We start from the raw sequence: 22,910 nt of genomic DNA, 5'->3' as shown, positions 1-22,910 counted from the left end.
AAGTGCTGAGTACGATGACCACGAATTATAGGGTGGTGATGAATTTAGCCATCACCTTACCGTTTAGGACAAAAAATAAAGTGACAAACTTCAACTTTGCATCAATTTCATTTCATTTCATTGCAAATTTGAGTGACATAGATCACTTTAAAGAAGTGTCACCCCACATCTAGCACTTGCCTATTTCGAGCTATTTGGCCCGTGTCGTAACAAACGTAAAGCATTGACCGTAACAATGGCTGTCGCACCACTGTCTGCAAGTACCGCCACCCAAAGTCCTGTAAAACCAAGTACAGTGGTGACCAAAAAGATCGCTTTCAAACCAATAGCAAGCGCCACATTTTGTCTGACATTAGCCATCGTAGCGCGGGCCAATGTAATCACGTCCGGAATCGTTTCTATACGGTTATGGCTGAGTGCAATATCTGCGGTTTCAAGGGCGACATCCGTCCCACTCCCCATTGCAATCCCAATCGTCGCGGCTTTCATTGCGGGCGCATCGTTAATGCCATCCCCCACCATAGCGACGCGAGATCGCGTTGCTAGCTCATTGATTGCATCAACTTTCCCTTCAGGCATTAAGCCCGCTTGGTACTCCATGTTCAGTGCGTTCGCTAACCCTGCCGCAGCGTTGGGGTTATCTCCTGTCAACATCAATGACTGGATACCTATCCCGTTCAAGCGGTCAACTGTCATTGCTGCCGTTTGGCGAAGTTCATCACGCCAAGCAACCACGCCTATTGCTTCACTTTCAACAAATATTACCGCCACGGTTTTGCCGCTTTCGGCTAATTGCTGCGCTGACGCCGCGTTGTCCGGTTGGATAAATTGATTGGCATTTAGCTTATCCAAGGCAACAACCGTGATCTCCTCACCATGAACGACACCAGAAACACCTCGTCCTGACTGAGTGTGGACGTTTTGAGCGCTTGGGATAACCACATGCAGGCGCTGCGCCTCTTCAACCAACGCCTTTGCTAGCGGGTGATGCGACCCAATTTCTATTGCCGCGGCTTGAGCAAGCATGTGATGCGTTTCTCCTTGCCAGCAGAGAACATCCGTTACAACGGGTTTACCTTGCGTCAGCGTGCCTGTTTTATCGAATGCTACCCATTCCACTCGGCTTAGTGCCTCAAGCGCAGCACCACCTTTAATTAGCGCGCCATATTTTGCGGCTGCAGCTAGCCCTGATGTCATTGCTGCAGGTGTAGAAATCACTAAGGCACAAGGACAAGCGATAAGAAGCAGCGCTAACCCACGATAAATCCAAACATCCCAGCTTTCGCCAAATAGCAGCGGCGGAATAACCACAATCAGCGCTGCAATCAAAATCATGAGCGGCGTATACCAACGACTAAATCGATCGATAAATCGCTCCACTGGCGCACGGCGAGATTCCGCATCTTCAATCAGCGTCAAAATACGATCAATCGCACTTTCACCTTGCTTTGAAAACACAATCAATTCGACACGCTGATCCACCGCAAGCGCCCCTGCCGGTATCTTTTCACCCACCCGTTTTTCTACGGGGATAGATTCACCTGTCAGTGCGCTTAAATCAAAGCTCGCACTTTGTGCAAGCAACGTCGCATCAGCGGGTAGTCTGCCACCTGGAGAGATTTCAATCCTGTCCCCCGGTTGAAGAGAAGATACGGGGACGTCTTCTCTCGTGCCATCAGTGGCAACTTTCACTACAACATCGGGCACTAAAGCCATCAAAGATTTAATTCCCGCACGCGCTTTCGCAGAAGCATAACCTTCTAGTCGTTCGCCGATGAGAAACAGAACCAGCACCATGGCAGCTTCTACGGTTTCACCAAGATAGAGAGCACCCAGCGCTGCTATGGACATCAACATCTCAATCGAAAATGGTGAGCCGCTTCGCGCTAATATCACCGCTTTTTTGACGATAGGTATCAAGCCAATCACTGTCGCAGCGCTAAACAACCATGGTGATAGATCTGGTCGCCAGAGAGACAGTAAGCCGGATAGCGCCATAATCGCTATCAATGAAAGGAGAATACCCTCCTCTTTGATGCGCATGGCAACACTTTTGGTTTCTGTTATCGAAGAGGGAGCAGAAAGTTCAACCAGCGGAAAGCCGGTTTTCTTCGCACGATTAGCAACCTGCTCGCGTTGAGCATCAGTCGGCAAGGCATTAAAAATGACGACGAGCTTTTCGGTGGCAAATCGAACGTTTACCTGCGTGACATCATCGAGCCCATTGATTGCGGCTTCGAGTTTTCCCGCACAACTTGGGCAATCCATGTTTGTCACACGCCAGGTGTATGTGTTGCTCTCGTTGGCGTAGTTCTCGCTGACGCTGAATTCTTGATGATCATTTGAAGCTGTTGGTGTTTGGCTGTTGTGTGAGTGGTCACAACAGCCATGCCCCTCTGGATCGTCACTATCCTCGACGGTGGTCCCGTGACAGCCTTGCGCTGTATCCACGGAAGCATCGCTCTTGGGGTTGCAACATCCACCGCCTGCGCCAGAGCTCGTAACTTCCGCAGTTTGATGTTTCTCGTGATGATGGTTAGCTTGTTGGCAATGTCCCGATTTACATGAATGGCTCATAAGGATTCTCCCTTCTTAAACTTACATTCAGTGTAAACCTTGGAGTCATCTCCAAGGTCAAGCATCTATACCTCAGTAACTTGAAGAAACATCATTTTTTGCCAATGAGTTACTTTAGGCGGTCAAAAATCACCTGAGTATCAAGACATTCTTGATAGTCGCGGTAATCGAGACCTGCATCAAACACAAAATGGGTAACAAGCTTTTTCGCCGCTTCTTGTAGAGACGCAGCTTGCCATGGTTTCTCAAAATAGCGCTCTATACGAGCATTGTTGATCGCTTCAATGGTATCTGCATGGGTGGCTTGACCTGTTAGTAGCACTTTTCTTGTGGCACGAAACCTTGGGTCTAACGACACTTCCGTTAACAACTCAACGCCCGTTTTTTCTGGCATGACATGGTCAGAAATGATCAGCGCAATGTGCTCGCCGTCCGCATCGAGATCATCAATCAAAGCCAATGCTTCGTCCGCAGATTCACAATCTTCGATGTGAAACACCGCGGAAAGAGGAGCAAGATCTTTAAGCACAGCGTCTAACACTTCGCGTTGATCATCAACGCAGATGATATTTACTTTTTCCATCTTTATCCCCTTATTAAAGTTACCCACGCCACCAGAGTCACTGTCATGTCTGAAGACGTGGAAACATTGCTATAAAAAGTTAACCAGTCGAAGAATCCATACCATGACAAAACTCAATGCCACGCCCACCACACCAAGTATCACACCCACTTTCGCCATTTGATGGCTGTTCACGTGGCCTGTCGCATGGGCCAAAGCATTTGGAGGTGTACTAATAGGGAGAGACATGCCCAAAGATGCTGCAAAGGTAACTACCAAGATCAGTGTCGTTTCGCCCCCCAGTGAAGAGAGTGACGTCATTGACATACCTAGCGCGGCCATAATTGGCATCAGCAAGTTAGCCGTAGCAGTATGAGACATGAAGTTTGCCATCAACAAACAAAGAGCAGCTGCACCCACCAACACCAATTCTGGCGCAAAGTGTTCAAACGGAATGCTATGCACCACGAGCTGCGCAAGGCCTGTTTTGTCCAATGCCAAACCCAGAGCGAAACCGCCGGAGACTAACCAAAGTACATCCCACGACACTTTCTTTAAATCTTCTTTATTGATGATCCCTGTCATCGAAAATACCGCGACAGGAATCAATGCTACGGTGTAGGAATTCATACCGTGACTAGAGCCCATCAACCACAACAATACGGTGACTGCAAAGGTAACGTAGACAGTGATGGCTTTAGGTGTTTTAAGAAACTTACCCTTAATGCTTAAAGAAATTGACGATTCATCTGATGGAAACAGCTTGCTGAGTAACACCCAAGCCAGCACCAACATGATGATGACAAATGGCACGCCGAATGACATCCATTCACCAAAGGTGATCAAGTTTTCACCCGACAAATACTTCAATGCAATCGCATTGGGCGGTGTGCCAATTGGAGTACCGATTCCACCAATGTTCGCCGCCACCGGAATGGACAGGGCAAAGGCAATTTTCCCAGGATCATTCGGCTTAAATAACATCAAAATCGGTGTCAAAATCGCAAGCATCATTGCCGTGGTTGCTGTGTTGGACATAAACATGGAAAACACGGCGGTGATCAGCATCAATCCTGCCATAACCATTTGTGGTTTATGACCAAATGGTTTTAACAACACGCGGGCAAGGTTGATATCTAATCGGTATTTGGTCGCCGCCATTGCCAGAAAGAAACCACCCAGAAACAGCATAATGATTGGGCTAGCAAAGGTTGCCATGATGTCGCTGTAATGGAGTAACCCACCAAATTCTGGCGTTCCCGCTTCAGTTCGAAACCAGATGAGTCCTTTGTCTGATAAGAAGAGTAATTCGAGAACGATCACCAATACCGAGGTAGCATAAATGGGTATAGGCTCTAACACCCAGCAGAGCGCCGCCAACAGAAACAACGCGATGGCGCGTTGTTGCATCACGGTTAATGTTTCAAAAGGAAACGCGGAAGCCGGTAGTAGCATGACCACCAGCGGAATAAGAATTGGAAGAATGTATTTCGCATGAATGCGCATGATCGCCTGTAATCCCTTAAAGCAAACGCCCACATTCCGTGGGCAACACGCTCATTCTGCGCTACTTGCTTGAAAGGAGTACTGAATTAGATCAATAAATTGGAACGATTTCTGTGCAAAAACACCTAGGGTCTGTTGACCTTTGGTGATGGTTTTTGCAGCAGTTTGTGGCGGCTTAATACAAGGCAGAGGCTTCGATGTGTAGCAGGCCTACATGAGAAATCGATAACGCAGAAGAAAGTCGCCACAAACTGCTGCCCGAAGGGTTCAACTGCGCGTCCCGTGCTAAAAGCGCTTTATGCTTTGTTGAGGCGTATTTGCTTAAAATGCTAGGCGGCACACGCCTCTCCTAAAACACTTTTAGCCAGAACAAAATTTAGCCACCAAAGGTAAACAGACCCTAACGAAGAGGGGCATTTTTCTCGGTGGTATTATCAAATGCTTCTTCACTTTCTTCAGCCATCACTTCTCGACAGCTGGTGAACGCTGTGACAGGCACGCTAGGTTCAATCGCGATAACGTCTTCTTCTTTTTCCTCATGGTCTTGCGCAAGTTGGACGATCAGTTTCTTAACCAGTACATAGCCAGCAATACCAAAAATGATCGAACCCACAGCTTGACCAATCAACACGCCTTGCGCTCCGCCCAAGTAGCCACCCGCGTACACAAACGGAATGGTACCCAGCGTTGCTTTACCTACATTAAGGAGCGTTGACCATGTTGGTCGGTTCAGGTTATTGAAGGCCGCATTGGAAACAAACAATGTGCCATTGAAAATGAAAGTAATGGCGATATAGGTACAAAACAGCGAAACCATGGAAGACGCGTCACCATCAAGGCTAAACGCATCAATAATAAGCCCTTGAGCAAAGAACAAAATGAGTGCCACACCAACACAATACGCTGTCACAAACTTCACTGAATCGGTCAGTGTCTGCTGTACCCTGTCAAACTTTTGAGCACCGTAGTTCTGACCAAGGATTGGCCCAACCGCGCCAGAAAGCGAAAAGATCAATGCGAATGATACAGGTAACAGTCGCCCCATCACGGCATATCCTGCAACAAAATCCGCGCCATATTTTGCAATTTGTGCCGTTACGATAGCATTGCCAATAGGCGTTGCTGTGTTGGTAACGATTGCCGGAGCGGCAATATGAAAAATAGCGCGAAAGTGTTGAGATAAATCCGTCAAGCTTGGGCGAGCAACCAGATCATGTATACGATGAACGGCATGATATGACACACCAAACAACACAAAGCGCGAGATTAAAGACGCCGTTGCTGCACCTTCAATTCCCATCGACAACGCAAAGATAAAGATGGGATCAAGTACCGCATTCACGGCCCCACTCACCAAAGTTGCTGCCATTGAACGTTTAGCATCACCGACGGCTCGTAATGCTGCCCCGCCTGCCATGCCCATCGCCATCAATGGCGAACCCGGCAAAAGTATCACGAGAAAATCTTTTGCCTTATCAGCGGCTTCACCGTTGGCGCCAATCATCGCTAAGATAGGATCAACAAACAGTAAAATGACACCCACAGTGACCGTACTTACTATGGCAGAGAACACCATAATACTTCCGGTTAGCTTTCTCGCTTCCTCTCGGTCACCCGCCCCTAACGCACGACTCACTAATGCGCCCATCGCAATAGAAGTACCGATCGAGACTGATGTGGAGAAAAACAGGATAGTGCCTGCAAATCCAATGGCGGCCGCTAACTCAACTTGCCCAAGTAGACTGATAAAAAACATATCGGCCAAATCGACCAAAAATAGCGCCATGAGTCCAACCGCACCTGACGTAGACATCACAGTGATATGGCGCATGATTGAGCCGTTAACAAACTTGGCTTGTTGCTGATTAGGCATACTTGGTATCCGTATCGAGTAAAACGAAATTGTCAGCCATCCTAGCTGCTTGAAAAAACGAAGGACTGTCAGAATGACAAGGTGAAGATCCTTGATCATCCTCTTACAAACAATTGGGTATAGATAAATTTAGAGTAATATTGTGCCATGAAAAAGAGGTGCTTCAAGCACCTCTTTTGATACGACTTATTCGAATAAATTGTTTAACTACACTGGATGCAGGAAGCAATCATCGATTTGCGCCGCTATTGCCTTCAAAATATCCCTTCGCGAAATAATGCCGATGAGTCGTTCATGCTCGTCGACAACAGGATAAACCTTGGGTTTGGCAGGCAACATCTCTTCTGCCAGCTTAATGATGCTCTCCTCCGGCGATACAGAAGACACTTCTTTGTGCATACAGTCTTCAACCGTATTGGAGTCTTGACAGTAGTAACCCGCTTTGAGCAGTTTGTGAATCATATCCTGTTCAGACAAGAATCCCACAACATGGTTGTGTTCATCCAATACAGGCCCCCCCGTTTGGTGGGCATTGAGCATTTTTTCGAGCGCAACAGACAGAGACATGGAAGCCTTGAAAGTCACGGGTCTTTTGTTCATGTAATCTTTTACTTTTATGGATTCCATGTATTCCCCTTTTAATGATTGGTCTACACGCAGTGATAGGGAAAATCTCTATTCTTATCTAACAGTGTTGACCAACCTGAGGAAATTACTAGCACTCTCGAGACTATTTTTATCCTTTGTCACAAATGAAAGAGATCAATGCGCCAAATTTCTTTTATTTAAGCAAACTTTATTCATAAAAAACCAGCACCTAATAAGGTGCTGGTTTCATTGCATATGAATCGATAACGGTTAAACGACTACATGAAAAGCATCATGAGCAAACCAAGAGGAATTTTCTCCCCATTTGGCGAGATCAGCTGATCGCCTTCAATTTTCGCTGTCAATGTTACGCCGTTTTCAGCTTGAGAAACGAAACCGTAAGATTCAATATTTGCTAATGATGCTTCCACCTCAGGAATACCTTGAACGTAGGCAGTAGGGACATTCACAAAAATGTTGCCCTTGAGCTTAGACATTAACGCACCCATATTTTGCGTTACACTGCCAAGGCCAGGTTCAATAGAAAGATCAAACTTCGCGTTGATGTTCCCCTCTGGGGTATCAAGCTCAAGTGGAGTGATCTCAAACGTCATCCCTTTTTCTACCAAGCCATCAAGCGCTGTCTGCAACTTCATCATGTCTTCAGGAGCCGATTCCGCCCCCATAGAATCAGCAGTGCTCGCCAACGCAATCATGGAGTTGTAGTCTAGTGCGTTAAAGTTAACGCCGACTTTAAAGTTGTCGATAACTAATGTATCTGGTACATCAAGTTTATTAAACGAAATGACCGTCGAGTTATCGAAACGAAGCGCATCAGGCAAGGCGGTTTTCACGTCACCATTGTCAATTGCTGACAGTGCATTCGATACGTTTAAACCAAGTTGACTGATTGTCGCTGCTGAACCAAATGCATCATTGAAGGTGCTCGTTCCGATGTTAAGGCTTTGGGCTCCCACCCAAACATCATCAACCAATTCACCATTACCGCTACCGGTAATTTCCGTCAAGTTGAACGTCTCACCTTCTGGGCTAGACAATTCAAGAGAAGGCATTTCCATCTGGAAAAGCATCACACCATTTTTATCCACCGTACCCGAAATGTTAGCCGGTGAACTCGTGATCTTTATTTCTTCATTGCCCCCATTCATAGCGCGAACGGTGACGTCGTACTGGGTGTCTCCGAAAACAGAAGTCTCAGTGACAACCGTCACAGGCGATTCCCCTGACGGCCACAGCAAATCGGTAATCACTTTCATGTCAGGTGTCATGTCTAAGGTAGACGTTGTGCTGACCCCCATGAAACCGTGACTGACATGACTAGTGACCGAGTAGGATGTTGGCAAGCCTTCCTCTTCGTAAACCTCTTTCATCCCACCAACAACAGAGACGCGCGTCACCACCTCTGACGATAGATATCCTCTATCATAAGATTCATTTTCGACTGCAATATAGGGGGATTGAACTTCCTCTATCTCTCTGTCATAGACAGACTGACCGATTTGACCCGTCGCGAAAGGCCACAAAACAGCAACCGCTACAGCGCCTGCAATTGCCGTGTATTTTCCAAATATCATTTTTACTCCATGTACTCCGTCATGAATTTTTACCGAGTGTAAACCATCGCGATCTATAACCCTATGGCCTTTCGAGGTTTTCTTTATCTATGTGTCAGTTTGCTGCGCTCTTCTCAGCTTGAAGACGTTTAAAACGATACACTCACAGAAAATAGTGATATTAGATAACCGTATGAATCTACAAGTCATATTGTGTCTTGATGATGACCCAAGCATCTTGACGCAAATCGCATCTGAATTGTCAGCGTTTAGTGGGCTATTCGACATACTCTGTGCCGATAACGTCCACACTGCCGGAAATATTCTTGAAGAGTTGAAGCGTAACGACCAACATGTTGCGTTGTTTATCTGTGATCATACGCTTGGCGAAGATCAGGGTGTGAATCTCCTTATCAACATTGATAATCACCCTGCTTCAAAAGGTGCCAGAACCATATTGCTTAATGATCAGCCCAATCTAGATGTCATTATGCAAGCAGTAAACGAAGGTCGACTCAACTACTGCATGACCAAGCCTTGGGCGCCACAAGAAATGTTTGAGACGGCCCAAAAAGAGTTAACCCAGTATGTGCTTCAGCACAACAGTGACGATTTACTGCGGTACTGCAGCGTTCTCGATCAGAAATGCCTACTAGAAGCGCACATCGACAATAAGCTTGCCTCATACAGAAATGGATTTATTGAGTCGGCGTTAGGCGTCAGCGACGAAGCACTCGCCCAAGAGCTTATTCAAGGGTTGCACGAATACTTTGCACTAAACAGCGAACATAACGTCACACGTATCTACAGTGAAGATCATATTCTCACGCATGAAGACAAACCCAACTCTTTCCTTTGGTTTGTGGAAGAAGGTGAAGTTGCCCTATTAAAAAGAGATGAATCTGGCGCCTCTCATGAAGTCGCACGGCTTGGGCAAGGCAGCTTGATAGGGGGTATGTCATTTGTGACTGGGGATGTCTCATTTTCTACTGGGATAACCTTAAAGCCCACCAAAGTGATCAAGCTCAACCGGACGCTGTTCTCTCAAGTTATGCAGGCAAGAAACGATCTACTTCCCTTGTTCTCCAGCTACCTACTTCGTCACTTTAACCGCAGGCTAAAACGCAGCATTTCTACCGAAGTAAAACTCCAACAAACGCTTCAGTCTCTTGAGTTAGCCCATAAACAGCTTATTGAAAAAGAGAAGATGGCAATGTTAGGCCAGCTTGTTGCGGGCGTTGCGCATGAACTGAACAACCCTGTTTCCGCCATACTCAGAAACAGTGACACACTCAGAGACAATATTGGGCTTCTCATCAATGTAGAGATGAGCGATGTTGCTCGGGACAAAGCCAATCAAATCATGGCAGATGCCCTGCTCTCTCGCCCAATGTCAACGGCGGATGCAAGGAAAAAAGCCAAGGTCATCGAACCCATTATTGGCGATCGCAACCTTGCGCGCAAAGCCGTAAATATGGGGTTAGATGATACAGATGAACTTCAGACTTGGCAGAAAAAACTACACCCCGAATTTGACGAAACGCTTAGCCAATGGGACATGTTTTACCAAGCAGGTAGCTTATTAAGATCAACCAATGTCTGTGCACAGCGTATTGCCGACATGGTGAAAAGCCTAAAAACCTACGCCCGACAAGACGACGAAACCATGCATGAAGTTGATATTCATGAAGGGATTGAAGACACCTTGGTGATGTTTGAAAATCAGCTCAAACGGGTTCAATTGGTGAAAGATTACGGTGAGCTTCGAGCCATTCGTTGCATGCCGATAGCACTTCAGCAAGTTTGGACCAACCTAATATCAAACGCTCTCGACGCGATTAGTACAGACGGTGAAATTCAAGTGACAACCCGCGAGACAGTATTTCGCAGCCGTAAAGCGGTAAAAGTCACGATACGAGACAATGGCATGGGTATTCCTACCCCCATCAAAAACAAAATTTTCGAACTCAACTATACCACCAAACGTGAAGGGCATTTTGGTCTAGGCATTGGCCTGTCTGTGTGTCGCCAAATTGTCGAACATCATGGGGGACTTATTGATGTGCACTCCTCCGCAGGGGAGTTTACCGCAATGATGGTGACCCTTCCCTATTCACCTTTGACTACACCCTCTAAGGAGAATATATGAGTAAGTATCTAATATTGTGTGTTGATGATGAACGTGACGTTCTCGACAGTGTCACGAACGATCTCGCTTCATTAGAAGAGCACTTCATTATTGAAGCGGCTGAATCCGTCGCAGAGGCAAAAGAGATTCTTGCTGACGCGAACGCCGATGATATCCAATTGGCATTGATACTCTGCGATCATATTATGCCAGACGATCTTGGGGTTGATTTCTTAATAGAGCTCAGTCGGTTAGATATGACAGCCAACGCGAAGAAGTTACTCCTAACAGGACAAGCAGGTTTGAATGAAACCGTGCAAGCCGTCAATCACGCTAGTCTTAACTATTTTATTGCCAAACCTTGGCAGGGAAAAACCCTTAAGCAGGTCGTTATCGATCAATTAACAAGCTTCATGATCGAGCATGACGCCAATTTGATGCCATGGATACAAGTGCTAGATGCAGAACGAATCATGGAAGCAATCAGCAATAATCGACTCAATTACTCAGATATGTAGAATTGAATACCCGATCAAACTGAAAATGCGTAAGTATATAAACGCAAATAGGCAGACGATATCTGGCAAAATAGTCTGTCTACGTCATCTTTTTGATGTTTTTTGGTTAAAAGTCACTCAGCAATCTCTTAAATACGTGCCATGCTGTTGTTTCGCAAAAGCGACTTCTATTAAACTACCCACATACTCATTTTTCATCACGAGACCTTTCATGCGCAAAACCAAGATTGCTAGTATTTTACTGGCTGCTGCTTCTTCAGTTGCATTCTCTGCCGCAAGTGTTGCCAACGACGGCACCATGAGCAACTTTAGCTATGACTACTTTGAAGCACGCGTTGGTATTAGCCCAGTGACATACGGCGTCGGCTTTAGCACGTCAATTCACCCTAATGCTCACATTCGTGCAGAAATCGACAGCGAATTCGAATCTGACTATGACTCAACCGCAGCAATTGGTTTTCATGCACCAGTGAACAACTGGGCAGATGTATACGGCGAGTTGGGTTTACGTACAATGAAACAACGTGGTCGTTTCAACCATGACACCGAATTTGGCGTTGAAGTTAACCTAGGTATTCGCCAATGGTTAGGCCCACAACTTGAAGTAGGTGGCGAGTTGGGTCACATATCTATCGCTGATGACGATGATATTTTCGGCTCAGTATATGGCCGTTTCCACGCAACAGAACTTTTCTCTTTGGGTGCGCAACTGCGTATCAATGAAGCATACGGTGATCAATTCATGCTCACCACGCGATTTAAGTTCTAAACTGCGTTTAAAATAGAATTCAAAAAAGGCCTCACATTGAGGCCTTTTCTATTCACAAGGAATAATATCGAACTCTTGCTCATCGCCAGTTTCTTGTGTCGAATCAACCAACGAGTAGCCCATCATTTCGGCCAGTCTAATGTCTTTAGCTTCTATCGAATGAATCACGACATCCGATGTTTCAGCACCGCACACACTGATAAACGACACACCAGACAATTGACCACATTGCGACGTTTTTACGCCGACACCCTTTGAAGATAGCTGCTCTCGACTGTCAGCGGCCGTTATCCCTGCACTTTCACACTGAATAACGCCACGAGACTGGTAAACCGTCACGTATTCAGGCGATTTAATGGCACAGCCTGAAATCAGAAGAAACGAGGTAATTGAAAGTGTTAACGCGATAGACTTCAAACGTGGCCTCCTAGCCTTGTATCCCTAAGTGTCATCTAGATGCTCAGTGAATCCGTCACCCTTTAAATGACTGGTTATATACCCAACCCATGAGTGTTACTTTCATTTTAAGCCGACTGGCTCCCATCCCAAACGACATCCACATCAAGTAAGTGCGCAACCGACAACCCTAATAATTCAACAGTAATTTGTTGACCAAGCATGTCCATCAACCGCTGTAAACCCAGTGTCGCTTTTTGTTTACCTCCCGAATGCTCGTTAATAGCATTGATAAGGTATTTAATACAATGCACAAACTTCGGCTCGTTCAAGGCGGCTTGCCAACTCAATTTAATGGTGTAGTGAGAGGAATGATCAATCAAACCGACGACGTAGTTAAATACTTGCCCTTGAAATGCATCAGTCATTGCTTCCTTTGTCGGTACAACTCGCTGAATACCACTTCGACTCAACCCTGTGCGTTTTGCGATACTGCCGTATGTCACGGCATCCCAACCCTGCTCCATGAAGATATCGATAATCGTTTGATAGATCATGACTTCCGTTTGTTGCGCACCTTCCCTAGTGTTTTTTGCCATCTGTCCATTGATTCTTAGTTAAGATACTTCGTATCTTATATTTTCTTCACAAAAACTTACAGCTTTACACCAGGTTATTTAACACTCCACGCACATTCATGAATTTCCGAGTTGATTGAGGAGCCACTGTCTGAATGCCACAATTTTCGCGTTACCTTGATGCTCCTCTCGATACACCAGAAAAAAGCTATATGGCGACTTAACAGGCTGGTCGATTGGCATTACTAGGCGACCTGAGGCCAGGTGATCTTGAATGTAAGTGACGCGTCCGATTGCGACCCCCATTCCCGATGCCGCCGCCTCAAGTGCAAGATCAGCGCGATCAAAACTGTGGTTTGTTCCATTTAGTTCTATGCCATTGCTGTTCGCCCAATAAAGCCATTCATCACTCAAGCTTGCACTAGCCCAAGGTGCTGCATCGTGTAAAAGTTGGCATTGAGCGAGCTTGTGAGGGTTATCATAAAGCCCATGCTGGATTGCATATTCAGGGCTACAAACTGGCACGATTGCGTCATCCATTAAACGGTGGCTTTCCAAACCACTGTAGCGCCCATGACCAAAATAAATAGCACAATCAAATGCTTCAGCCTTGAAGTCTACGAGGTCATTTCGAGTTCTCAAGTGCAACGTCACATCAGGAAAAGTATTAGCAAACTGAGAAAGACGCGGCACTAGCCATCTTTGTGCAAATGTTGGCGGTGCCGATATAATAAAATCACCAAATGGCTTTGCACGATTGAGCTCAAGTAGCTTCACACTGATGGCCGAAAACTGTTCGGTCACAACTTGCTTCAACTGCTCTCCCTCATTCGTTAATGCCAAATGACGGGGGCGTCTTAAGAAAAGAGACACATCTAAACGCTGTTCTAGCTTTTTTATTCGATGACTCACCGCGCTTTGTGTTAGGTGCAACTGTTCAGCCGCACGCGTGAAACTCATGGTTTCTGCAACAATCGAAAAGCAGTGTAACCCTGCAAGTAATGACGCAGACAACTCTGGTAATTTCATAACAATGCTACTGTTTTTGGTACTGAATAGTAGAACTGTAACAATTATGTCTAAACACGTATAGCACGTGTTTTTCTGCGCTTCAGATAGACAAAAAGCCGCACAATGCGGCTTTTGTTGGGTGAGAATGAGATGAGATCACACAGCGCGAAGAAGGTTCTGTTTTGTCTCTTCACTCAGCAATGTGTAGTGAACACCCGTTTGAGCGCCAGCAAACATCCACAATAGTTTAATATCGACATCGTATCCGTGTGCTTCCTGCACTTTTCGGAACAATTCTTCAGGACTCATAGAGAAGAAAGTATCAACATCGGCAATACCCGCTTTCTTCAACATTCTTTCGATAGTCAAGCGTAGGTTTGGCAAATCACGAAGACGCTTGTTTAACTTGGAATCGCGGTATTCCTTCTCGGCGACAGAGTTCACTACGGACTTTTTTACCATCGCATCTAAACCTTCGTCCTCTGCATCATAGAGATCGGTGATGTCGTAGTAATTTACAATCGCAGTGGAGCTCTTCTTAACATGAACGAACTTTTTGCATTCTTTCGCAAGCAGTGCATCGGTTAAATCTGCACCACCACGCAAATAAATGCGCTCTTCTTTGACTAGCGAAAACATCGCTCCGCTAACGAAAAATCCTGTTCCGCCAAACATCGAACGTTTTTCCGTTTCGCCGAACTGAGATAAGTACTCAACAAAGCCACTTTTAACTTCAAGCACAGGTGCCTCCTTTCTCCCCAAGAGCCAATTCCTCGGCCAAAATCTGTAATTTCTCAACGCGAATTAATGATGCCGCATAAAGGCATAGAAAACCATGCACTAGATCACCGATAGTGGATGAATGTAGCAAAAATGCAACATCCATCACGAATATGAAGTGTAATAATTATGTTTAATCAATGTTAAATGCACCATAGCGCTCGCAACTTGACACGATTTGTTACATCAACTTTTGCTAACAAACGTTAATTCACTTCAAATTATGGAGGGTAATATCACGTAAACTTGCGAATCTTTAATTATTAGTATTGTCAATTAGAGGAATGGCAGGATTTCTAGACAGAAGATCTACCTTTAGTGGCGCTCGTTCAATTTTAGTGACTTATGTATTCCATTTAATACGCAGTACAACTACTATTCGACCAGCGTTTTTTCGAGTCTAAAAAGATGGATCATCTATCGTTATTCTGGGTTAATCCCAACCGTGATAAGTACCTAAAAGCCATTGAATCGGATTTTTTCCACCGTGTTTATCGCTCAATAAAAGACAACACGCTGGAACTCCCCCCCATTCCAGATGTTGTTCTCAAGCTTCAACAGGTTTGTCATTCGCCGAATACAAGGGTGAGAGACGTTTCTACACTGCTGCTTGACGACGCAACACTTGCAGCGGCTGTTATTCGATCGGCTAACTCGGCGGTATTTAGCCCGCGAACTAATCGTCCATGTCATGACATTAATATGGCGGTCTCTCGGCTTGGCATTCAGCGTGTTTTGGGGCTCGCGACGGCACACGCAATTCAATCATTGAAGAATAATTCGCATTTCAGTAAAGAATGCAACGCACTCTTAAAGCAAAGTGCCCTCGCGTCACGTGAGTTTGCCTCTACCATGGCGCTGCTATGTCAAAAAGTAAAAAGCTACGATGATGACATGATTGCTCTCGAAGTCGAAAAAGCACTATTGATTGGATTGCTCGCTGACATCGGCATATACAGCGCTATTAAGGCTTATCAGGAGTATTCTGATGAAGGTAACTATCTGGATTTTGAAATCGCTAGCCACGTTTTCTATTCGGTGAGCAAAGAAGCTAGTCGGTTCATCCTTAAAAACTGGGGGTTTGATGCCGACTTCATTGAAGTATCATTGAATCGACGGATCCGGAAGTCTACTGAAGATGTCACCTACCTTGATGTGGCAAAGATGGCCAATCACCTGCTCATGTTTCGTGCCAAAGATGAAGATATCGACGAACACGAAGTTGAAATCACACTGGCGGGAGCCGAGGCACTTTATGAACTGTCTAACCTCAACGAACGTGAATTTCGTCATCAGATTAACAACATAGTAAACAACTGCGGGTTTTAACCCCCCTCTCTCGGGACAAAGATTGACCTAATTAGAAGACCGCTGATACTCTCATCTCGGTTTTCTATTTATCAATAAGGTCTTACTCGATGCTTCCCGGCATGCTATACATTTTTATTCCACTCGTAGTGGGTTACTTCATCACCATTAAGAGTACATCTCTTCTTGATACCATTAATCGCTCAACGTCGCGATTAGTCTTTGTCATTTTAGGATTAATGGGGCTTAGTCTTGCTGGGTTAGACAACCTTAGTAGTAACCTGAATCAAATTCTTTTGCTCAGCGTAACGTTCTTTTTCTGCATTGGTGTTGCCAATCTACTCGCTTTACCCATCCTTGATCTCTTACTAAAAACCAAAACAGAACAGCATAAACAAACCGTCCCGCTTTCAAGTATGGTGATGGAATCGGTCAAATTGGTGTTTGTTGTCGGAGGAGGCCTAGTGCTCGGGCTCCTACTTCCTATTCCACTAGACTGGGTTGATCCAGCCAGTGAAGGAATATTGCTCATTCTGCTGTTTTTGATTGGTATTCAACTTCGCAATAGCGGCATGACCCTCAAACAAATTATTCTGAATAAGAAAGGGCTGAGTGTTGCACTGGTTGTTATTGTTACGTCACTTTTAGGTGGATTACTTGCAGCATGGCTTCTCGACCTTCCCTACAATCACGGTCTTGCGATGGCATCGGGCTTTGGATGGTATTCTCTAGCGGGAATTCTGATGGGTGATGCACTTGGGCCTGTCTATGGCGGTGCGTCTTTCTTGCTTGAGCTCACGCGTGAACTCGTAGCGATTATCCTTATTCCCATTTTTATTGCTCGCTATCCATTAACAGCGATTGGATATGGTGGCGCAACATCTATGGATTTCACATTACCCATCATTCAAACCACTGGTGGCGTGAAGTGTGTTCCCATCGCCATTGTTAGTGGGTTTATATTAAGCTTGCTCGTTCCTATTCTCATGCTCTTTTTCGTGGCACTGTAGCCAGAAAAGATCACGTCAAATGCGCAAGCAGACAAAGCAATAAGCAATAAGCAATAAGCAATAAGCAATATATGAACAAAAAAAAGGAGAGCATATGCTCTCCTTTTTAACGATTAACTGTTGGGGGAATAACAGTCGATCTTAGTGATTGCGAATCCACTCATCCATATCAGACTTCAAGTTGTCTGACTTAGTACCGAAGATAGCTTGTACGCCACCACCAGCAACAACAACACCCGCAGCACCTAGCTTCTTCAATCTGTCTTGGTCTACAGCATCAACACTTGCTACAGCCACGCGAAGACGTGTGATACACGCATCTAGGTTTGTGATGTTCTCTTTACCGCCGAATGCCATCACCAACTCTTTCGCCATGTCAGACGTTTCGCCAGTAGCTACTGCTTGTTTTTCATCGTCTTCACGACCAGGCGTTTTAAGGTCAAGTTTCACGATAGCAACACGGAACACCACATAGTAGAACACTGCGTACATCATGCCCAGAAGCGGGAATAGCCACATTTTCTGAGAGTTAGCAGACAATACGATGAAGTCAATCAAACCGTGAGAGAAAGACGTGCCGTGTACCATACCCAAAGTGTTAGTAATCACGTATGCAGTACCTGCAAGTACCGCGTGAATAACATAAAGCACTGGAGCAACGAACAGGAATGCGAACTCGATAGGTTCAGTAATACCTGTTAGGAATGACGTCAACGCTGCAGACACCATGATACCGCCAACTTTCGCACGGTTCTCTGGTTTCGCTGTGTGCCACATTGCAATAGCAGCCGCAGGCAGACCAAACATCTTGAACATGAAGCCGCCAGCCAACTGACCGAAACCGTTACCCGCTGCACGAGTCGCTTCATCAGCCACCATGTAGCAAGTTAGGATACCGGTACGCGCTTCACCAGCAGGTGTTACACATTGGCCAGCTTCGTAGAAGAATGGCGCATTCCAAATGTGATGCAAGCCGAATGGGATCAGTGAACGTTCAACGATACCGTAGATACCAAACGCAACCTGTGGGTTCTGTACAGAGGCCCAATCAGAGAAAGAAGCGATCAGAGCGCCAATTGGAGGCCAGATGAAAGACAGACCAATCGCGAGAAAAATACTTAGAAAACCGGTGATGATTGGAACTGAACGCTTACCTGCAAAGAAGCCTAGGTAATCTGGAAGTTGGATGCGGAAGAATCGGTTGAATGACCATGCCGCTACACCACCAGCAAGAATGCCACCAAGTACGCCAGTTTCAATCGCACCTACACCAAACACTTCACCCATAACACCTAGGGTGTTAACCATGATGTAGTAACCAACTATCGCTGCTAGACCAGCAACGCCATCATTGTTAGTGAAACCAAGCGCAACACCTACTGCGAACAGAAGACCCATGTGACCGAAAACAGCGTCACCAGCACTCATCATGATGGTAGAAATAATACTTGGTAGCCAAGAGAAATCTGCAGCACCAACACCCAGCAAAATACCGGCGACGGGCATAACAGATACTGGAAGCATCAGCGCCTTACCGACTTTTTGCATATTCGCAAAGAGATTTTTGAACATATGTAACTCCTGAAATATGTAGGGTTGAGCTAAAACTCAGATCCGATTCAAGTTCTCGACAACCCGGAAACAATGTTATTCGCTGAGTAATATAGGCCTGCTTTTTGTAGGACTCTACGTAACGTCACTTGAGGGTTCAGAAACTAAATATAGATCACATGACCAAGGTCGATAACAACCACCCCAATAAACAGCAACCAGTTGATTTTAAACAGTTAAAAATCATTTAGCCCATCAATTAAACAATCCCAAGCGTGAAGTAAAATAGAGCCACTCAAGTTATTTTATGTAACGAATTAAGATTAATATCTATACCGCTAGTTACATAAAACGGTTCAATTTACTGGTTTACATAGTGTTGCATGTTTATTAAGACCATCATGTCGCATTTTCAAGTCAGTAATACTGTCCATTTAATCTTCGATATGTAAATTACGTTAAAATGAGGACATGTAGGACAAATATAGCCATGAAACAATTACTTACTTTGCTACTGGCGATTTCAGTTACTGGCTGCAACAGCACACTGTTACCGGATCCGATTCAAGCAGATACTTCTTGGCAACACACAACATTAGACAATGGTTTAAATCTGCATATTCAAAAGCAGCAAGGCGCGTCAGTCTCAGTGCGCCTCCTCGTTCACACAGGATCCATTGATGAAGAGGCAGATCAGAGTGGCTACGCGCACTTTCTCGAGCACATGGCATTTAACGGTAGTGAAAACTTCCAAAAAAACGACGTTATCAAACTGTTTGGTGATGCCGGGCTGAACTTCGGTCAGCATTTAAACGCATACACCTATTATGATTGGACGTACTACAAACTCGATTTACCCAATAATAGTCATTTGCCACAAGCACTAAACTGGTTCAAAGACATATCAACAGGCTTAATGCTCTCTCCTGATGCGGTGAACGCAGAAAAAGGCGTCGTACTTGGCGAGCTCCGTCGTCAAGAAGCCTCACAAAACTCAATCTACTTCAAAGCACATATGGCACTGGCAGACGAAGCCTATGAAGGTAACATCAACGTGCTTGGAACACGTGAATCCATAACCAACCTTTCCCTCCAAAGGTTACGAGACTACTATCAGACGAACTACACGCCAGATCGCGCAGAGCTGATCATCAGTGGGGATATAGATAAAACCGATGTGGACACACTCATTCGTTCAACATTTGGTGATTGGCCCCGCCAAGAAAGACCCATAGAAAGACAGACGAAGGCAACGCAATTTAATGCACAGCCAATAACACTTACCGTAGCTGACAACGAATTCCCTTCTTTCTCGCTCATATTCAAACCTGAAAATAATGCGTTAACTGAAGGTGTCCATTTTGAAAAATATGCGAACCATCTGATTCTGGCCAACGCTATCAGCACACGCTTGAACGACAGAGCATCGGACACTCAAGCCCCCATTCAGTCTATATCAAGTCGTGTTGATTACTTATTTGACTCGCCACAACTCATCGTGGGAATGGATTTTGAAAGCAATAATCGCGAAGCAGCAATGACGTTTCTAGCAAAAGAACTTGCTACCCTCAGAGATCATGGGCTCAGCTCACTGGAAATTGAAGCGCAATTGACCGTCTTTGCGGATGAAGAGACAAATCTCAAAACCAACTGGACCGCGACAGAATTTGCTGACGAAAAGTTGACTGACCTCCTCAACGGCACTCAAACATTGTCACAGGCTCAGCGCACCGCTCTATCTAGTCGCTATGCCACCCTTGCTGACAACGAGTATCTCAACAAACAGTTACGCCAACTGCTCAGTGACGATGGCATTAAGCCCATTACTGGTCTCGCCCACAATCAGATCATCGACAAAAACACCGACAAACTCGTTACCGCAAGTCTTGCCGCTTTCGATAACACCTTCAACACAAAAGGACAGAAACTGATTCTGCCTGAAGCCATAGACGACTTCCCACAACCAAAAACAACAGGAGAGATTGCTTCAGTCATCGCTATCACACCTGACACAACCAAGTTCAAACTCAGTAATAACGTCAATGTATACCTCAGACACATGCCAGATACTGGCGACAGAATATACATTTATGCGGGCGCTCAAGGCGGTATTTCATCGTTGTCTACTGAGCTAAGACCAGCGGCGTATATGGCGCCGGGCGCTTACGCACTGACAGGACTCGGTGGAATGTCATCAACCGACTTCAATCGATTTATGGTGAAGAATAGCAGTTACTTGGAGCCAATGATTGATGAGAACCGCCAGGGGTTTTATGGTGAAACAACCCGCTCTTCTCTCCCTGCATTGCTCGCGGTTATTAACCAAGCCTATCAGTATGCAGCGGTGGATGAGAGTAAGTTCGAACAACACAAATCGACCTTTGTCACCAACGAAAAGCAATTCCACGACTCACTCAATGGTAAATCGTTTAGTGCATTCAATGCGGGTATCTATACGCCATCATCTCCCCGATATGGCTTCAAACCAGAGGACTATGACGCCGTTAACGTCAAACAAGTCAGAGATGCTTACCAGCAGCTTTTCAACGTTAACCGAGGGCTCACTTTTGTCATCGCCGGAAACATCTCGGAAGAAGAACTCAAACCTTTTCTCCGTACCTATATCGCAGGTATGACATTTGAAGAAGAAACATCAAATTGGCAGTACAGCCTCAATATAAACAGTGAGAAAACTAACATTGTGTACGCCTATGGCCCCCGAGGTAACAATGTCGAGTTTGTAACGGGGTTAGTGCATTCTGGTGAAGAAAAAACTACACGTGATCGCTTTCTGGCCGATATAGCAGGCCGCATCATGACCCAACGACTGCTTGAGAATATTCGTGAGGACGCAAGTCTCGATTACTCACCCTATTCCTTTGTCATGTGGCCTGACGGTGCCGATAAGCAGATATTTATGTTTGTTTCTAATGTGTCATTGCTCAAGCGAGAACAAGCCAAAGAACGAATTGCTAACGTTGTTGATTCATTGGGGGATGGGATTACAGATCAGGAGTATTCAAGCAACCTGACACAGCTCGGGCAAGCGTTGAATGAAGGACTAAATCTACCCAAAGAGCAGGCGAGAATGATGTTTAACTATGTGCTCTATGATGCAGATCCCTTAGCAGTTATAAACCCTAACTCAGTACTGGAGACCATTACCAAAGAAGAGTTAGAAACTTACTTGGCAGGCTTTGTAAGTAAGAATGCTATTCGGTATGAGATAACCAATTTGCCGTCATCAAACTAAAAAGAAGCCGGGCATTTGCCCGGCTTCTTTTATCTATCTGATGGTCTGTCCGTCTACTGAATAGACGTGCACACTATTTATCGAAGTCCGTCTTATCGAAGTTCGTCGAAATCCGTCGAAACTATCGTCTAGCTTGAGAGAACAATTTGAAGAAGTTCTCGGTGGTGACTTTCGCCACCTCCTCACCAGATACGCCTTTCAGCAAGCCTACGTAGTCAGCGACTTCTTTAACGTAAGCTGGTTGGTTTTCTTTTCCGCGATACGGAATCGGTGCCAAATACGGAGAGTCGGTTTCAACCAGCAATTTCTCTAATGGCAAACGGCGAACAACATCTTTCAGCTCAGACGCTTTGTTGAACGTCACAATGCCAGATATTGAGATATAGAAACCGAGCTCAATTGCCGCTTCTGCCATCTCATAACTTTCCGTAAAGCAGTGCAAAACGCCACCCACTTTCTGCGCGTTTTCTTCACGCAGAATTTGCAAGGTATCTTCACGTGCCATACGAGTATGAATGATCAATGGTTTATTCAGCTCGACAGCAAGGCGCACATGCTGACGAAACGCATCTTTCTGTTTGTCCGCAAGCTCTGGTTGATAATGGTAATCCAACCCCGTTTCACCGATCGCGACCACGCGATCATTAGACGCAAGCTGCTTTAACGTATCGTAATCAAAGCCTTCTTCGATATCGAGTGGGTGAACGCCACAAGAAGCGAATACGTTATCAAACGGGCGAATCAACTCCATCATGCTTGGAAAGCTTTTTAGGGTCACACCGACAGACAATAGATAATCCACACCACGTTGTTTGGCCTTTTCGACCACGTCAGCAACGTCTGTATGTAATTCGTCGTAATTTAGTTTATCGAGGTGGCAATGCGAGTCGACTAGCACGTCACTTTCTCCGGTTAGCAAAATGATGAA

18 protein-coding genes are annotated in these 22,910 nt (G+C 45.4%); 6 read left to right on the top strand and 12 right to left on the bottom strand.

Features of this window, described 5'->3' with window-relative positions; translation table 11 throughout:
- Positions 1-180: 180 nt before the first annotated feature.
- The 6 genes from L4D06_RS17975 to L4D06_RS17950 form a co-directional block, all read right to left on the bottom strand.
- Complete coding sequence (locus L4D06_RS17975) at positions 181-2,577, bottom strand: zinc/cadmium/mercury/lead-transporting ATPase (protein ID WP_429740607.1); 2,397 nt, start codon at positions 2,575-2,577, stop codon at positions 181-183.
- 109 nt (positions 2,578-2,686) lie between these two features.
- Positions 2,687-3,160: a response regulator gene (locus L4D06_RS17970; protein ID WP_274166507.1), complete on the bottom strand. Its 474-nt coding sequence runs from the start codon at positions 3,158-3,160 to the stop codon at positions 2,687-2,689.
- A gap of 69 nt (positions 3,161-3,229) precedes the next feature.
- A complete protein-coding gene (locus L4D06_RS17965; protein WP_274166506.1) occupies positions 3,230-4,645 on the bottom strand; it encodes an SLC13 family permease in 1,416 nt (471 codons plus the stop codon).
- Between the two features lie 400 nt (positions 4,646-5,045).
- A complete protein-coding gene (locus tag L4D06_RS17960) occupies positions 5,046-6,518 on the bottom strand; it encodes an MATE family efflux transporter (protein WP_429740606.1) in 1,473 nt (490 codons plus the stop codon).
- Positions 6,519-6,725: 207 nt separating this feature from the next.
- Entirely contained in the window at positions 6,726-7,145 is a 420-nt protein-coding gene (locus L4D06_RS17955) for a CBS domain-containing protein (protein ID WP_274166504.1), read from the bottom strand.
- 239 nt (positions 7,146-7,384) lie between these two features.
- Positions 7,385-8,701, bottom strand: a complete 1,317-nt coding sequence (locus L4D06_RS17950) for a DUF945 family protein (RefSeq protein ID WP_429740605.1) — start codon at positions 8,699-8,701, stop codon at positions 7,385-7,387.
- A gap of 172 nt (positions 8,702-8,873) precedes the next feature.
- Between L4D06_RS17950 and L4D06_RS17945 the strand changes: the two genes are divergently transcribed.
- From L4D06_RS17945 to L4D06_RS17935, 3 genes are all read left to right on the top strand, one after another.
- Positions 8,874-10,829: an ATP-binding protein gene (locus tag L4D06_RS17945; protein ID WP_429740604.1), complete on the top strand. Its 1,956-nt coding sequence runs from the start codon at positions 8,874-8,876 to the stop codon at positions 10,827-10,829.
- Positions 10,826-11,326, top strand: coding sequence for a response regulator (locus tag L4D06_RS17940; protein ID WP_429740603.1), 501 nt, complete (start codon positions 10,826-10,828; stop codon positions 11,324-11,326). Before L4D06_RS17945 ends, L4D06_RS17940 begins: the two co-directional genes overlap by 4 nt.
- Positions 11,327-11,537: 211 nt before the next feature.
- Complete coding sequence (locus L4D06_RS17935; protein WP_274166500.1) at positions 11,538-12,095, top strand: outer membrane beta-barrel protein; 558 nt, start codon at positions 11,538-11,540, stop codon at positions 12,093-12,095.
- A 48-nt stretch (positions 12,096-12,143) separates the two neighbouring features.
- Here the strand turns inward: L4D06_RS17935 and L4D06_RS17930 are convergent, their stop codons facing one another.
- From L4D06_RS17930 to L4D06_RS17915, 4 genes are all read right to left on the bottom strand, one after another.
- Complete coding sequence (locus L4D06_RS17930; RefSeq protein ID WP_429740602.1) at positions 12,144-12,512, bottom strand: hypothetical protein; 369 nt, start codon at positions 12,510-12,512, stop codon at positions 12,144-12,146.
- 107 nt (positions 12,513-12,619) lie between these two features.
- Positions 12,620-13,090 carry a TetR/AcrR family transcriptional regulator gene (locus L4D06_RS17925; protein WP_429740601.1) on the bottom strand — a complete coding sequence of 157 codons (471 nt, stop codon included), beginning with the start codon at positions 13,088-13,090 and terminating at the stop codon, positions 12,620-12,622.
- Positions 13,091-13,186: 96 nt separating this feature from the next.
- Complete coding sequence (gene dsdC, locus L4D06_RS17920) at positions 13,187-14,098, bottom strand: DNA-binding transcriptional regulator DsdC (RefSeq protein ID WP_429740600.1); 912 nt, start codon at positions 14,096-14,098, stop codon at positions 13,187-13,189.
- A gap of 138 nt (positions 14,099-14,236) precedes the next feature.
- Positions 14,237-14,821 carry a TfoX/Sxy family DNA transformation protein gene (locus L4D06_RS17915; protein WP_274166496.1) on the bottom strand — a complete coding sequence of 195 codons (585 nt, stop codon included), beginning with the start codon at positions 14,819-14,821 and terminating at the stop codon, positions 14,237-14,239.
- Between the two features lie 447 nt (positions 14,822-15,268).
- Between L4D06_RS17915 and L4D06_RS17910 the strand changes: the two genes are divergently transcribed.
- Positions 15,269-16,189, top strand: a complete 921-nt coding sequence (locus tag L4D06_RS17910; protein ID WP_429740599.1) for an HDOD domain-containing protein — start codon at positions 15,269-15,271, stop codon at positions 16,187-16,189.
- Between the two features lie 89 nt (positions 16,190-16,278).
- Positions 16,279-17,178, top strand: a complete 900-nt coding sequence (locus tag L4D06_RS17905) for a LysO family transporter (protein WP_429740598.1) — start codon at positions 16,279-16,281, stop codon at positions 17,176-17,178.
- A 141-nt stretch (positions 17,179-17,319) separates the two neighbouring features.
- Here L4D06_RS17905 and ptsG read toward each other — a convergent pair whose 3' ends face one another.
- A complete protein-coding gene (gene ptsG / locus L4D06_RS17900; RefSeq protein WP_429740597.1) occupies positions 17,320-18,750 on the bottom strand; it encodes a PTS glucose transporter subunit IIBC in 1,431 nt (476 codons plus the stop codon).
- 469 nt (positions 18,751-19,219) lie between these two features.
- Between ptsG and L4D06_RS17895 the strand changes: the two genes are divergently transcribed.
- Positions 19,220-21,982, top strand: a complete 2,763-nt coding sequence (locus tag L4D06_RS17895; RefSeq protein ID WP_429740596.1) for a M16 family metallopeptidase — start codon at positions 19,220-19,222, stop codon at positions 21,980-21,982.
- Between the two features lie 121 nt (positions 21,983-22,103).
- Here L4D06_RS17895 and L4D06_RS17890 read toward each other — a convergent pair whose 3' ends face one another.
- Positions 22,104-22,880, bottom strand: a complete 777-nt coding sequence (locus tag L4D06_RS17890; RefSeq protein WP_429740595.1) for a TatD family hydrolase — start codon at positions 22,878-22,880, stop codon at positions 22,104-22,106.
- Between the last annotated feature and the right edge of the window lie 30 nt (positions 22,881-22,910).

Origin of the sequence: Enterovibrio makurazakiensis (genome assembly GCF_050336585.1) — a bacterium.
Taxonomy (GTDB): Bacteria; Pseudomonadota; Gammaproteobacteria; order Enterobacterales; family Vibrionaceae; genus Enterovibrio; species Enterovibrio gelatinilyticus.
Note: the sequence above shows the minus strand (reverse complement) of the source record. Positions and strands in the feature narration are given on the sequence as shown.